9 protein-coding genes and 1 riboswitch are annotated in these 11880 nt (G+C 44.3%); of the genes, 4 read left to right on the plus strand and 5 right to left on the minus strand.

All coding sequences use genetic code 11. The annotated features are described in order from the left end of the window. Positions 1-290: 290 nt before the first annotated feature. On the plus strand, positions 291-1700 hold the full coding sequence (locus tag OH463_RS19455) for an MATE family efflux transporter (RefSeq protein ID WP_069218098.1): 1410 nt from the start codon (positions 291-293) through the stop codon (positions 1698-1700). Between the two features lie 71 nt (positions 1701-1771). Here OH463_RS19455 and cysS read toward each other — a convergent pair whose 3' ends face one another. Further along, complete coding sequence (gene cysS / locus OH463_RS19460; RefSeq protein ID WP_009697461.1) at positions 1772-3145, minus strand: cysteine--tRNA ligase; 1374 nt, start codon at positions 3143-3145, stop codon at positions 1772-1774. A 390-nt stretch (positions 3146-3535) separates the two neighbouring features. Here cysS and OH463_RS19465 point away from each other — a divergent pair, with 390 nt between their 5' ends. Then, a complete protein-coding gene (locus OH463_RS19465; protein WP_005446071.1) occupies positions 3536-5473 on the plus strand; it encodes an LTA synthase family protein in 1938 nt (645 codons plus the stop codon). Between the two features lie 99 nt (positions 5474-5572). Here OH463_RS19465 and OH463_RS19470 read toward each other — a convergent pair whose 3' ends face one another. After that, positions 5573-7240: an SgrR family transcriptional regulator gene (locus tag OH463_RS19470; protein ID WP_080585331.1), complete on the minus strand. Its 1668-nt coding sequence runs from the start codon at positions 7238-7240 to the stop codon at positions 5573-5575. 247 nt (positions 7241-7487) lie between these two features. Then, positions 7488-8672: an MFS transporter gene (locus OH463_RS19475; protein ID WP_269992197.1), complete on the minus strand. Its 1185-nt coding sequence runs from the start codon at positions 8670-8672 to the stop codon at positions 7488-7490. A 101-nt stretch (positions 8673-8773) separates the two neighbouring features. Here OH463_RS19475 and OH463_RS19480 point away from each other — a divergent pair, with 101 nt between their 5' ends. Beyond that, positions 8774-9550: an AraC family transcriptional regulator gene (locus tag OH463_RS19480; protein ID WP_269992199.1), complete on the plus strand. Its 777-nt coding sequence runs from the start codon at positions 8774-8776 to the stop codon at positions 9548-9550. 246 nt (positions 9551-9796) lie between these two features. Beyond that, positions 9797-10180: a hypothetical protein gene (locus OH463_RS19485; protein ID WP_005446079.1), complete on the plus strand. Its 384-nt coding sequence runs from the start codon at positions 9797-9799 to the stop codon at positions 10178-10180. Between the two features lie 113 nt (positions 10181-10293). Here OH463_RS19485 and OH463_RS19490 read toward each other — a convergent pair whose 3' ends face one another. After that, a complete protein-coding gene (locus OH463_RS19490) occupies positions 10294-11028 on the minus strand; it encodes a hypothetical protein (protein WP_009702107.1) in 735 nt (244 codons plus the stop codon). A 31-nt stretch (positions 11029-11059) separates the two neighbouring features. Further along, positions 11060-11218 carry a hypothetical protein gene (locus OH463_RS19495; RefSeq protein WP_005446082.1) on the minus strand — a complete coding sequence of 53 codons (159 nt, stop codon included), beginning with the start codon at positions 11216-11218 and terminating at the stop codon, positions 11060-11062. Positions 11219-11747: 529 nt separating this feature from the next. Continuing rightward, a riboswitch (glycine riboswitch) is annotated at positions 11748-11849 on the plus strand. Positions 11850-11880 lie beyond the last annotated feature (31 nt).

Here is an 11880-nt window from a genome sequence, read left to right on the forward strand (position 1 = left end):
ATAAAAAGCTGTGCAACCGTCGAAAAGCGGAATAATGACTGATGATTATTGAAACGAGTGTGTCTAAAATTGCTTGTTTTCATCTAAAAATCAGCAGTAAAAAACACAATGCATTCACGCGATAAATATTTACTTTAAAAGCTCTCGCAATCGTTTTCTTGTGATCTAAATTACATATTGAACGCAAGAACAAAAATCCGTATATTGCGCGTGCCTACGCGGCACACCCTACAATGCACAACGCTATCCTGCTTCCACTGGTGCATTGATATTGGTGTTTAATTACTTCCATGCAAAACAAACCTTCCTCTTTTTCTCGCTTTTTTAAAGAATCGGGCGCTTTGTTACACCTATCGATCCCTATCATTCTGATGCAACTTGCCACTCAGTCGATGGGCTTTATCGATACCACAATGGCAGGACAAGTGAGTGCTGCCGACCTTGCTGCGATCGCACTTGGCACCAGTTTATGGCTACCCGTTTCGCTATTGCTTCGCGGCATCATCATGGCATTAACACCTGTTGTGGCTTACCACCGCGGCGCACAAAGTTTAAATAACGTGCGTATCGCGTTTATTCAGATGCTTTGGTTGTCTGCGTTTGTCAGTGCGATTCTGATTGTTTACTTACTACTTGGGGAAACCATTCTCGTTGGCTTAGGTGTTGCACCTGAGATCATCCCTATCGCGAGTGATTACGTTGTCGCGTTGGCGTTTGGTGTTCCAGGCATTGCGCTTTTCTACACTTTGAATGGCTTCTGCGAAGGGATGAACAACACTCGCGCACCGATGTTGATTTCAGTGATTGGTTTGTTGGTAAACATCCCTGTTAACTACATTCTGATTTACGGAAAATTCGGCATGCCGGCTCTGGGTGCGGTTGGTTGTGGCTGGGCTACTAGCTTGGTTTACTGGCTAATGTCTGCCCTGCTGTTTAGCTACATCAAGAGCCATCACCACTATAAAAACATTCTTCACTTCGCAGAATTAAAACCAGTATGGCAAGAGATCAAACAGCTGTTCAAACTCGGGATGCCGATTGGCTTAAACATTGCGGTTTGTGGCAGTATCTTCGCGGTGATTGCCCTGTTGATTGGTCGTATTGGTGCGGAGAACGTTGCAGCGGCGCAAATAGCACTGAATATCTCTAGCATGACGTACATGATCCCAATGAGTCTTTCATTTGGTATCACGATTCGCGTTGGTCATGCATTGGGTGAACAAAAGCTTGAAACGGCCTCTCACCGCAGTTTGGTAGGCATTATTACTGCCGCGCTACTGTCGTTGATTTCAGTCGGCTTCTTCTTGCTGTTCCCAGAGTGGATCATTCGTTTGTACACCACAGATCCTGTGGTTTCAGCAACAGCGGCTACGCTGCTGATGTTTACTGCGATGTACCAATTCAGCGATGCACTGCAGACCTCTGCAAACGGCGCTCTGCGTGGCTACAAAGATACTAAGATCCCAATGATTCTGGCAATTCTTGCTTACTGGGGCTTGGCACTTCCATTGGGTATGTTGCTGGGTATCACCGATGAAATCGTTCCTGCCATGGGCGAAGAAGGCTTCTGGATTGGTATCGTGACAGGATTAACTACCGCGGCAATTGCAATGCTGATTCGCTTGGCGCTAGTGATTAAGAAGTACAATCAAACTGCAGAAACGAATACGGCGTCACAACCTGAGTTAGCGATTCAATAACGACGAGTGCGTTTATCGTTTTCAATTAGAAAGGCTCACTATCGTAGTGAGCCTTTTGTTTTCTGGCTTTCCTAACCTTGTTTACTCACCGTTGAGCTATTACCAGTATCGTTGATTCTATAACCGAGCTCGGTAACTTTCTGACGAATTTCGTCGGCTTGTTGATACTCCTTCTGCTTTTTCATTTGCAAGCGCAATTCAACCAATTCCAAGATCTCGCGAGGAATTGCTTCTTCCTCTACCTTATCAAGTTCTAAACCAAATACACGGTCAAAGTAGCGTATTGTTGCCTTTTTATCCGCGTCGTTTAATGCGCTTCCAAGTAACTCCCACATTAATGCAATCGCTTGTGGCATGGCTAAATCGTTGTTAATGATTGACACAAAACGCTCAACAAACGTTTGGTCGACTTTGCCACCTTCTGGCAATGCCAACACTTTTGCTTTCAGACGCTTAAAAGCGGTTTGTGCGGCGTCCAAGCTCTCCCACGAGAAACTCAAATGACTGCGATAATGACTGGTCAGCACCAGATAACGGTAAGCTAAAGGGTCATAGCCTTTCTCGATTAATGCTTCAAGACGAAGCGATGTACCCGATTTAGAGACCTTCTCTTTATTCAATTGAAGGAAGAAACCATGCAGCCAGAAATTCGCTTGTACGTGCCCATTCTTCGCTTGGCATTGGGCTATTTCGTTAGTGTGATGAACAGGGATATGGTCTTCCCCACCGACATGAATATCGAATACTTCCCCAAGGTACTTCTCTGCCATCGCAGAACATTCAATATGCCACCCCGGAAATCCCACACCCCACGGACTTTCCCACTCCATTTGTCTTGGTGTACTACCGCTAAACTTCCATAGCGCAAAATCGGTTGAGCTCTTTTTCTCTGCCATTTCGACACGGATGCCCGCCTCTAATCCTTCGCGATCCAGTTTGGCAAGTTTTCCGTAATCCGGAAGCTTCGCTGAATCAAAGTAAACACCGTCTGAGGTTTGATAGGTAAAGCCTTTTTGTTCAAGCTCTTGTACAAACTCAATCTGTTCCTCTATATGTTCTGTAGCACGGCAAATGACCGAAGGGCTAATGATATTGAGGCTTTTCAGGTCACCTAAAAACGCGTCTTCAAAATACTTTGCAATCGCCCAAGCAGATTTGTTTTGTTTCCTTGCCCCCTTCTCCATTTTGTCTTCGCCAGTATCGGCGTCAGACACCAAGTGACCAACATCTGTGATGTTCATAACGTGATTTACGACATAACCATTGAGCTCTAGCGCGCGTCTTAAAACATCGACAAACAGATAGGTTCTTAAATTCCCAGCATGAGCGTAGTCATATACCGTCGGACCACACGCGTACAAACCTACTTTTCCTGATTCGATGGAATTGAACGGCTCAAGAGTACGTCCCAGTGTATTGAAAAGTTGTAGTTTTTGTTGGCTCATATTGTTATTCCTTTAAATGCAAAAAGACCGCGGATGAAAACATCTGCGGCCTTTAATATGTCGATGAAATTTTTACTAACTAATAGATACGCGAAAGCCGCCGCACGTTTTGGAAGGTGCAGCAGCAGAAAGTCGAGGTAGAAATCGCGAAATAGTTCATAGCTATTACCCTAAATAAGAACTCTATCGAAATCAACCCATGAATATTACCTCCCCCAACGGAGCAAACTTCGTAGCGCATGCCATATCGCATTACGCCTCCTTACAAAGCCGTACCAATCATTACAATTAAATTTATAGATAAGCCTTATATTTCACGTTTGTTTCACGTTTTCTTTGATACAAGACGCATCATAAAAACCAAACACATCAGTAAATTAGGGAATATTTATGAAAAAGCCCACCTTTGGGCCTTTACAGCCTGTTGCTGTATTTGCGCTATTTTCGCTTGTCTTTTTGTCCACTTCGCGGATTTTATTAGCCTTTTGGCTCTCTGACCGGATCGAATCTTTTAACGACCTTATTTACATTCTTGGTCAGGGTTTACGCGTCGATTTTGCAACGATTTGTTGGTTGTTTATCCTGCCAGGCTTACTATCTGCGCTGTTACCGGTGACCGGTAAGATTGGTGAGTGCTGGAAATGGTTACTCCGTTGTTGGATGGTCGCTGGTCTATGGATCTTGGTATACATGGAGCTTGCTACCGCTCCATTTATACAAGAATACGATCTTCGTCCGAACCGTTTGTTCGTGGAATACCTCATTTATCCGAAAGAAGTATTCAGCATGCTTTGGACTGGCTACAAGTTAGAACTGTTCATCGGCACGCTTGGTACGGTTATTACGCTTTTCTTAGGTTGGAAATGGAGTAAGAAACTGACGGATAACGCTCAGCAAGTAAACTGGAAATGGCGTCCTGTTCTTGCAATTTTAGTGGTTCTGATTGGTGTCGCTGGCGCTCGTTCATCTTTGGGTCACCGCCCTCTTAACCCTGCAATGGTGGCATTTTCGAATGATCCTCTAATGAACGATCTGGCACTCAACTCTTCCTATTCACTGTTGTTTGCTGTCAACAACATGAAGTCAGAAAAAAGCGCAGAGCAGTTTTACGGAAAAATGGATGATCAGAAGATGCTCGACATCGTTCGCGCCTCTTCTGCTAAGTCTGATTTTGATCCATCTTTACTTCCAACCATGAACAGCAACCAAGCAACATATCAAGGAAAGCCAAAGAACTTGGTTATCTTGCTTCAAGAAAGTTTGGGCGCTCAATTCGTTGGTTCTCTGGGTGGTCTTCCTCTTACGCCTAACTTCGACAAGTTGATGAATGAAGGCTGGCAGTTCACTCAGATGTACGCAACGGGTACGCGTTCTGTTCGTGGTATCGAAGCGGTGACAACAGGTTTCCCACCATCACCATCGCGCGCAGTGGTAAAACTAAGCAAAAGCCAAACAGGTTTCTTTACTATTGCTGACTTACTGAAAAACCGCGGTTACCACACTGAGTTTATTTATGGTGGTGAAGCAAACTTCGATAACATGAAAACCTTCTTCTTCGGTAACGGCTTCGACCAGATTGTGGAAGAAAAAGACTATGAGAACCCAGAGTTTGTTGGCTCTTGGGGTGTAAGTGATGAAGATCTTTACACTAAAGCGGACCAAGAGTTTGAGCGCTTATCGAAAACTGACAAGCCTTTCTTTAGCTTAGTATTCAGTTCGAGTAACCACAGCCCATACGAATACCCAGAAGGTAAGATTGAACCTTACGATGCTGAGCATATGACGCGCAACAATGCCGTTAAATACTCAGACTATGCGATTGGTACGTTCTTTGATAAAGCGAAAAAATCTTCTTACTGGGACGATACTATCTTCATCGTCATTGCTGACCATGATGCTCGAGTATTCGGTGCGAACTTGGTGCCAGTGAAGCACTTCCACATTCCTGCTTTAATCATTGGTAAAGACATCAAACCGCGCAAAGATGACCGCATTGCAAACAACATCGACATGCCACCAACACTGCTGTCTTTGATTGGTATCGATGCAAAAACACCGATGATCGGTCGCGACCTGACTAAGCCTTTGGCTCGTGAAGATGAACGTGCAATGATGCAATATGACAAGAACTTTGGTTACCTAACCCGAGATAACCTTGTTGTATTCTCTCCGGGTGAGAAAGTATCAACAATGCAATACGATTTTGATAAACAAACCATGGAGCCGATGGACGTTGATCCAGCCGTTATTGAACGCGCGAAAGCCAATGCACTATTTGCTTCTAAGGCGTACCAAAACAACTGGTATGCATCCAAAGCGGTTCAGTAGTCATACCAAACATTCATTGAGCTATAAATGAATAAAAGGAGCGCCCAATGCGCTCCTTTTTGTTTTCTCACATTGTTGTATTCTTAGTGTCTGCAGTCCCTATTCAAGCCACATGTTTTTCAAAGACATCACACCCATTCGGTCAGTTTCTGCTCCATGCAGTTCTTCAGATTGAGAGTAGACAATGTGCTCTCTCCAAAGCGGCGCATAATGGTAGTTCTGTATCAACCAATCCTCCGCTCGGAATAGCTTCTCTAGCAATCCATGACTGTCTTCACTTTCACGCATCAATCCATCAACGAACTGCACTAAACTGTTTTTCTCTTTCTCGCTCAAACATCGAGTAAACGCGTCACTGGCAAGCATCCACTCGTAATACTGATAAGCTCGGTCATCGCCAAATACGTAACAACCATAACCGACATCAGCGATCGCACGTTTCTCGTCGTCTGGACTTTGAATCGTCCACTCAACACCAAGCTCGGAAAGTATCTCAATGAGTGGATCAAGCTCTGGCTTCAAGTTCTCACGAATTTCGATCACCACTGGACGCTTTGGCTTTGTCATTTGGCTTTCAAACAAGTGAAAACCTTTGTCTTGGTGCTCGTTCATCAGACTATTTGCTAACTCTACGCGCTGATCAGCATGCTTTCTAAAGTGATGAACAATCCAAGCACGCTCTTGCTTGCTCAATTGGTTTTTGTGGTAGAAAAAATGAAGGACAGAACAACCATTTTGCTTACTGTGATCATCTCCGACATTATCAAGATGAATCGCGCGCTGCATTTGCTGAATGTGCGCATGACCCACTTTGCTACAGGGTGACAATGACCAAAATTCAGCCATATCAATCAACCCACCAATGCCAAAATACCGAGGATTTCTTTTGAGTGTCCAATGGTGACTCTCCAATCGTTCCGCATAATAGGGGCCTGTTCCAATAGGCTTATGTGGCTGTTCACAATCCATAATTGCCGTGTGTTTATCACACAATAAATTGAGGAATACAGGGTCATTTTGACGTAGATAAAACGTCACCCATTGCCCTTCGACATTGATAGAATCAAGGTGGCGAAACAGGACCGAAAACGGATGAGCCTCGTTTAATCTTCGCTCAAAGTTCGCTTTAATATCAGTGCCGCTCAATCGCTTGCCATTGTGGAAGGTCACGTCACTGCGCAAGCGAATTCGAACGTGGTCTCCCTTATTTTCAAATGCGTGCGCAAGTTCGGGCAAGATGCTTTGAGAGTGAGGGTCAAAACGCAGCAATGTATTGTAAATGCTATCTATTAGCATCACCGAACGCACAGAGTGAGCTTGATGTGGTCGCCACTCTGGTAATTGATAAGGTGCGATATAAACCAGGGTATTTTGCTTGTTCAGTTCGGTTTGCGCATCACCCAACCACAGAGGCAAGTTTTCTTGAAACACCAATTCGCCATCAAACTGCTCTGCAAGTTGATGTGCTTGGTTGATTTTTCCCGCTTTAACCCATTCTTCTAATGCCTGCTTTAACGCCTCTTCAAACGTCACAAGTAGTGTGAGCGTGGACACGTTTCCCCGCCCCTTACCCGGAGCCCAAGTCACCCAACCATATGATTCCATTGCCACCATTAATTTACTGACATTTCGATCGCTACATTGCAGTTGTTCTGCTAGTGATGCGATGGTGACTGGCTTTCTCTCCTGAGTTTGATAGTGCCGACTCAATTGACGTAAGCGGCTCAAATGCGAGGTAGATTTAAAAGATGAACTATCCATATTCATGTGTTCGTTATTTGTTCCCAATTAGACTTTCATACTATCTCTAAAGTCATACAGGAGGTCAATATGAATACCATTTACTACTCTTACTATACATTAAGTGCCGAGCGCCATCGAAATACACCAAAACCAGAACCAGTAAGAACCAACCAATCTAGAGTGAGTTCATTCTTTCAAACTGTGTTTTCGGTCTTACTCTTTGTGTAAGCACGGATCGTGATAAGGAGCGCCCGACGCGCTCCCTTTTGTTTCACTGTTTCACTAGTATGGTGCTAGCCGGTTTTCTTTTGCTTGACGAAGGCATTAACGTTGCACTCAGTAGTGCGACCCCCATCCCACCGGCAAGGATGAAATACATCAATACAAACTCTTGTGTATGAGCATAGGTAGAAGCAATAAGCCAATACGCGATAGGTCCGGTACTAAAGCTTAATGTGTACTTAACGGCGTAGATCCTAGAGCGCCATTTCGCATCGGAATAACGGCCAATAAGCCAATCGTTCACCGGTATTTGCGCGTACGTACACAACATCAAACCAACAAAAACCAGAACCAAAGACCATTCATGAGTAACCGTCGCCAATAGCAGGAATAACAGCTGCCCACCAGTAATGCAGGCGAGCAGCTTTTTGATATCAACACGATCTATCAACTCACCCACAACAAGCTGAATAAACGCAGCACAGACAAAAATAGAGGTGGTCAACGTGCTTGAAAGGCTCAACGATTGGCTAAACTGTGCGTCCATGATTTTTGGTAACGAGGTCGTAGTAGATTGAAAGACCAAACCACCGAAGAAGACAATCACCGCCACACAAGCGAACAGCACTTTGAGTTGTCGCAAAGGTATCGTTACGTCGTCACGTATATTTTTCACATGTTCGATACCGGTAACGTCTTTCGATGCAAACCAGTACATAACGCCAGTTAACAAACATACGATACCTGGAATATAAAATGCGGCTTGCCAAGAGAACCATTGGCATAACAAAGCGGTCCCCATTGCCGCAAATGCCAAACCTAAGTTGCCTGCCAGCCCATTTACCGCGATAGCCCTGCCTGTTTTGTTTGCAGAGCTGAAGATAAGTGCAATACCAACAGGATGATAAATCGCGGCAAACAAGGCAATGGCGCAAAGCCCCAATCCCATTTGCCATGGCGTTTGCGCGAGAGCGGTAAGTAACGCAGAGATGCCCATCCCAAAGTAGAAAACGATCATCATGCCTTTTCGGCTCCAACGATCCGCTAGCCAACCAGCCGGTAGCGACATCACGCCATAAACCAACATGGCTGCACTTCCTACTTGAAGTAGTGTGGCGTAACTCATGTTCCATTCTTTATGCAGCGTTAGTACGACAGAAGGAAAAATGAGCAAGAAATAATGATTAAGTGAGTGCCCCACATTAAGGACACCCGCGTGAATTGAGTGGTTCATCTCGACTCCAAACAAAATAACGGAAAGCTAATTAATGACAAGCTCAGTTTATCTGGCTAGCATTTGGCGTATAGATTCCATCGAGACAGGTTATTGCTCAAATGAGCCAAAACGTCAAAGCCATCAGTTTGGACGCCAGTATCAATCGCTTAGAGGCGGTGGTCATTCCCAAGCACTACCCCAACGGGCACGTCATTGACTGGCATTGCCACCAACATAACCAATTGGTGTACGCCAGCAGTGGAGTGATGGCGGTCGAGACAGAATTGAAGTTATGGGTCGTTCCGCCTCAAAGGGCTGTGTGGATCCCAGCGTATGAGAAACACAAGGTCTACATGTATGGGGATGCGGCGATGAAAAACGTTTACTTGTTGCCAAGCATCGATATTGAGCTGCCAAATCAGAGTGATGTTCTCAATGTGTCACCAATGCTGCGTGAGATGATCATTCATCTTTCTGAGCAACCTGCCGATCAAGCAAGCACGGAACCGTATTGGCGTATTGTTCAGGTTATGTTGGATCAGTTGAAAGTCGCGCCACAAGCGTCCATTCAAATCCCTCTTCCCAACAACGCCAAACTCGGACAAGTATGTAACTCACTGTTGGAGACCCCTGCGGACAATCGTTCACTAAAGCAATGGGCAGAAGAAATTAACGTCAGCAGCCGTACTTTGAGCCGCTTGTTTCGTAATGAAGTTGGCATGTCTTTCATCGAGTATCGTCAACAAGCAAGATTATTCCACTCTCTGACTTTGTTGGCGCAATCTCACCCTGTCACTACCGTTGCATTTGAGTGCGGCTTTACGAGCGTAAGTGCTTTTAATCATCTATTCAAACAAAGCTTTGGGGTGACACCGGGCCGCTTCTTCATCAATTGATATTGAGGACGAATAAAGCCCGTATTTGATGCAGAGTTCGAACGGTCGATACTCCGAGTACTTGACATCCTTATCATCTGAAGATTCTACCAGATACGCCATTTGCGTATTTACTCACTAAAAGGACGTAAATAATCAGAAAGATCGGTTAAAAATGTGCATTTTAGGCATTCCCATTCAGTCAGCAATAAATTAGACTCAAATCAATGCCCAAGAAGTTTGAATTATTGATAAAAAGGAATGCCCATGAGCTCAAGTATGATCCTTAATGAATCGCTGATTGTAAGTGGCCGAGATATCCCACTAAAAGAATTGTTGTATGCGAAACGTGTACTTGATAATTACATGGCAGTAGCAAAAGAAAGTAGTCCACTAGAACTGCTCACCGAAATGAAGTCTGCAGCAAAGCAAGTTGAATACTTCACCACTGACGATAACCCTTGCGAAGCACGTAATGTTATCAGTGGTATGATTGACCAAATCGACAGCGCAGAGTCTTTCGATGCCTTTAAATCACTGGCTGGTAAACCGTCTCAAGCGTTGAATGAACTGATTGAAGACCGAGCACAATTGATTAAACATGAACGTGAATTGCTATTAGCTTCAGGTTATGACGCTTCTCGCATCTAATCGACATCGAATTAGAGTTAATCCGTTCTGACGGATAGACACAAAAAAGGAGCTCATTGAGAGCTCCTTTTGTATTTCTTAATCACCAAGCTGGGGAGTGAAAAGCGCTTGCTCTACAGTCCCATCTCTGCCGTGATGTCTTTGATCTGTTTTAGGTCCATCTTGTGAACTTCAATAAGTTGGTCAACTTGGCTTAAACGAGAATTTGCTTCATCGTGTCGGTCACACGCGTCTGATTTCACGTCCCAAGACTTGCCCTCTAGGAAAACGTCACACTCTTTTTTCAACGTTTCGATCTTAGGCAATAGCGATTCACGCTCCTTCTCTAGAGACTCCAACTCTTGCGAGATTTGCAGCTCCTTACGGAACACTTCACGTGAACGCTCAAAGATGGTCGCTTGCATATCGGCTTGGCGATTAAGCTTATCGTTTTCACTCTTAGTGGTACTTAGCGTCGCTTTCTGTTCTTTCACTTGTGACTCAAGTGAAATATTCACTTTTTCTACTTCAGTTAACTGCGCTTGAAGCGCTTTTAGTTCCGCTTTATGAGCTTCTTCTTTTTCTGCCAATAACGTCGCGACTTTTGCATCGATTTCTTTATCCAAGCTCGCTTCGCGTGTTTTCACTTGAGAAACCAAATCCGTCTTGTCTTGTGCTAGTGCTTGGTACTTTTCTTCCAACACTTGGTAAGTGGACTCCCACTTACTTGCTGTCATTGCCGACCCAGCCAAACCACCAAATGCCAAACCCAGTACTGCCGCAATGGCAATATAAATGTGGGTACGCTTATCGCGCTCCTCAATGACAACTACTTCGTCTTGATCTTCAATATTATTCTGAGAAGTCACCGTATCTTACTCCAAGGACTCTACCGGTTTGCTAGCGAGTGAGTTCCGCAATCATGATTGACGCGGTATAAATTAAAAATGCGCTGATCAGCGTAATGACCGTCGCTTTTTGGACTTTTTCATTGGTACGATAACGAAATAGCACAAACGCTAATCCAATCAATACCGCAATGGCTAACAATCTAGTCATACCGCCTCCTTGTCCAATAATGTGAACTTATCTGATTCCATAGACAGTTTCGCAAAGAAACATTGTAACCTATTTCTACGTCGCTTACGGTCAACTTAGCGTAGATTTTGAAGCGATTGCTCCCGTTTTGATCAATTTTCTATTCTAAACTGAATAACTTATCGACACAGCTCTACTCGCCCATCGTTCAATCGAATTAGATTTCGGCCATCCATACAAGTAAACAATGAACAAAAGATTGACTCATTTGTTTAATTAATCGACAAACCTATGAAATTAAGACCACAAAGTCCGCATAATGTGTTGAAAATAAATCGTCATTTGGTGTTGAAATGGTAACAAAACATGATAGAGTTCACACGTTAATGGTGACCAGCATCATTAACTAACCTTTACTCATTTAATTGAGTAAATGTTCCGATGAAGACTGCAGGAGAGTGGTTATTAACTAAATTTTAACATTTAGTTAGGGTAACTCGCCGAAGAATTAACTATTTCAGGTGCTACCTTGGTAGCGGGGACTGTAGTTGGAGGAACCTCTGGAGAGAACCGTTAAATCGGTCGCCGAAGGAGCAAGTCCCGCACATGTGTGCGGGGTGAAACTCTCAGGCAAAAGGACAGAGGAGTGGAAAGTAACAACCTAACTATTTGGCGTTCCCGCC

The organism is Vibrio sp. NFR, from assembly GCF_027587095.1.
In the GTDB taxonomy this organism is placed as follows: domain Bacteria; phylum Pseudomonadota; class Gammaproteobacteria; order Enterobacterales; family Vibrionaceae; genus Vibrio; species Vibrio harveyi.

Coding starts and splice junctions, on each gene's coding strand:
- OH463_RS19455 (WP_069218098.1), top strand. CDS start 291: ATGCAAAACAAACCTTCCTCTTTTTCTCGCTTTTTTAAAGAATCGGGC.
- cysS (WP_009697461.1), bottom strand. CDS start 3,145: ATGAGCCAACAAAAACTACAACTTTTCAATACACTGGGACGTACTCTT.
- OH463_RS19465 (WP_005446071.1), top strand. CDS start 3,536: ATGAAAAAGCCCACCTTTGGGCCTTTACAGCCTGTTGCTGTATTTGCG.
- OH463_RS19470 (WP_080585331.1), bottom strand. CDS start 7,240: ATGAATATGGATAGTTCATCTTTTAAATCTACCTCGCATTTGAGCCGC.
- OH463_RS19475 (WP_269992197.1), bottom strand. CDS start 8,672: ATGAACCACTCAATTCACGCGGGTGTCCTTAATGTGGGGCACTCACTT.
- OH463_RS19480 (WP_269992199.1), top strand. CDS start 8,774: ATGAGCCAAAACGTCAAAGCCATCAGTTTGGACGCCAGTATCAATCGC.
- OH463_RS19485 (WP_005446079.1), top strand. CDS start 9,797: ATGAGCTCAAGTATGATCCTTAATGAATCGCTGATTGTAAGTGGCCGA.
- OH463_RS19495 (WP_005446082.1), bottom strand. CDS start 11,218: ATGACTAGATTGTTAGCCATTGCGGTATTGATTGGATTAGCGTTTGTG.